The organism is Kitasatospora sp. NPDC101155 (assembly GCF_044768305.1).
Classification (GTDB): domain Bacteria; phylum Actinomycetota; class Actinomycetes; order Streptomycetales; family Streptomycetaceae; genus Kitasatospora.
This window is the reverse complement of sequence record NZ_JBIWPN010000144.1, coordinates 1-2,653: the sequence shown is the minus strand read 5'-3', so window position 1 is coordinate 2,653 and position 2,653 is coordinate 1. Positions and strand designations below refer to the sequence as shown.

Below are 2,653 nucleotides of genomic sequence, written 5' to 3'. Positions count from 1 at the left end.
AGGGCGGGCGACCCGCCTTCAGCGCTGCACGCGCCCTTCCCTGAGCCACAACATCCTCCTCGATCGAGGTGTTGCGACGATCAGTTGAATCCGCCCCGCCGGTCATTCGCATGACGTTCGAAACGGCGTCACCGGGCCAGATCAACTGAGACAGCGCTCGGCATCCAATTGTCCGAGACCAGGTCGCCTGAGATTCTCGGCCGCCCGGCGTCTCGGTTGACCTGGTCGCCGCAGGTCACGGCCCCACCCGCAGGCCAGATCATCTGAGACGGGACAGCCGACGGCGTCACCAGGCGGCTGGCTGGCTTCGTCCACGAGCTTGGGCAGCACTTCCACACCGATTCGGGAGGCACAGGGCTTCCGAGATCGCGGCGGAATGTTCACGAGTTTCGACAGCACCGCCTGCCTGCCGGGATCGGCCTGGTGACGTCCTGGGCGACGGAGGTCGGGTTTCGTGCTCCGGTCTTGCGTGCATGCCGGGTGGACAGGGGACCGCCGGGGTGATTCGGCGGTGTGTCGGATCGGTTGCCGGCCGGGGGCCGGGGTGCCTGATCCAGGGTGGCGGAAGACATTCCCCTGCTGGGGCATTCCCCTTTCCGCTTTCCGCTTCTGGGAGTAGATCGTGACGTTCTCACTGTCGGTTGCCGGTGGCCGGCCGGGTTCGGGTGTGAGCGGGTACCGCACCGGTTGGGCGGGCCGCCGTGGACGTGCGCTGGCCGTTGCGGCCGGCGTGTTCTGTGCCGCCGGTATCACCCCGGTGGCGCTGTCCGTACCCGCCCATGCCCAGGGCACCTGCACGACGTCCGGTAGCACGACCACCTGTACGTTCGCCTTCACCGGCGCCGAGCAGACGTTCACCGTCCCCAACGGCGTCACACAGGTCGACGTCACGGCGATCGGCGCGGCCGGCGGCCTGGAGGGGCTCGGTCACGCGAGCGGCGGCCGTGGCGCTCAGGTGTCGGGCACTCTCACCGGACTGTCCGGCGGACAGACGCTCTACGTCGAAGTCGGCGGCACCGCCACCAACAACGGATCCTGCTACCCGACGTCGCAGTGCACCGGCGGCTTCAACGGCGGCGGCAACACCCACTTCGGCGGCGGAGGAGGCGGAGCCTCCGACATCCGCACCCAACCCCGCACCGTCCCCCTCACCACCACCGACTCCCGCCTCGTCGTGGCCGCGGGCGGCGGTGGAGCCGGTGAAGCCGCTCAGAACCCCTGCCCGGGAAGCCCGGGTGGGGATGCCGGCCAGCCGGGCGCAGACGGTGCGTGCAGCGGAGGAACCGGCGGCGGGGCGGGCACGGCCACCCAGGGCGGTGCCGGCGGCGCCGGGGGCGGCGGGACACCGTCCGGTACGCCCGGCACGCTCGGCACCGGCGGCAACGGCGGCCTGAACACGGGTGGCGGAGGCGGCGCCGGCTTCTACGGCGGAGGCGGCGGCGGCAACATCAACCCCTCGACCAGCCCGGCGGGGAGTGGGGGTGGCGGGGGCGGTGGCTCGTCCCTCGTCCCCGTCGGCGGCACCGGCCCGACGGTGACCAGCGCCGCCGCGAGCATCACCATCAGCTACATCAGCCAGCCCACGGTGACGACCACGCTCACGACCTCGCCGAACCCGTCGCTGTTCGGGCACCCGGTCACGCTCACCGACACCGTCTGCCCCAACGGCGGCACCGGCCCGACCCCGACCGGCACCGTCACCTTCACCGACGCCGGCGCCACCCTCGGCACCGCCCCGCTGTCCCCCGGCGGAGGCGACCACTGCGCCCAGGCCCAGTTGACCTGGTCGAACCTGCTGCCCGGCAGCCACACCCTGACCGCCCAGTACAGCGGCGACACCACCTACCCGGCCCCCGCGCTGGAGAGCGCCACCCAGACGGTCAACTGCACCCGCACCGTCACCGGCTCCGTGGCCAGTGTCATCGCCACCGGCGAGAGCACCTGCGTCCTGGGCGCCACCGTCGGCGGCAGCGTCTCGGCCGGGGCGGGCACCGCCCTGTTCATCGGCAACTCCACCGTCCAGGGCAGCGTCTTCTCCTTCGGCTCCACCCTGGTCGGGGTGTGCGGCACCACCGTCACCGGCTCCCTCGCCGTGGGCGGGGCAAGCAGGTTCGTCGTCATCGGCGATCCCGGCGACGACCACTGCGCCGCCAACCAGATCCAGTCCTCGGTCCGGCTGAGCAACAACACCGGCGGCCTGGAGGCCGTCGGCAACCACATCGGCGGATCCCTGATGGTCACCGGCAACACCGGCACCGGGCCCTTCCCCGAGGACAACCGCCCCGAGATCGAGGGCAACACCATCGGCGGCTCCCTGGCCTGCTTCGGCAACACCCCGCCCCCCACCAACGACGGCCACCCCAACACCGTCACCGGCGTCCGCGGGGGCCAGTGCAGCACCCTGTAACCCGCCCGGCCCGGCATCCCGCCCCCGGGTAAGCCCGCAGAGCCCGCGCCCGCTGCCGCACTCCACGCAGCCGGCGCGGGCTCCTCGCGTCGCCCGGCGCCGCTCCAGGCGCTTCGCAGACGGCGAGGGCCGGAGGTATAGAAACACCCGTGGTCGCTGTGATGGATCAGCGTCCCGGGCTCGACGGGCCGGCCGTGCAGGGCGTACTCCAGCGCGGTGAGCACGAGGTCGGCGTCCGCCCGCTCC

General features: G+C 72.4%; 1 protein-coding gene. It reads left to right on the top strand.

All coding sequences use genetic code 11. The annotated features are described in order from the left end of the window. Positions 1 to 622: 622 nt before the first annotated feature. Complete coding sequence (locus ACIRYZ_RS46425; RefSeq protein WP_402955789.1) at positions 623 to 2,407, top strand: Ig-like domain-containing protein; 1,785 nt, start codon at positions 623 to 625, stop codon at positions 2,405 to 2,407. Positions 2,408 to 2,653: the final 246 nt, after the last annotated feature.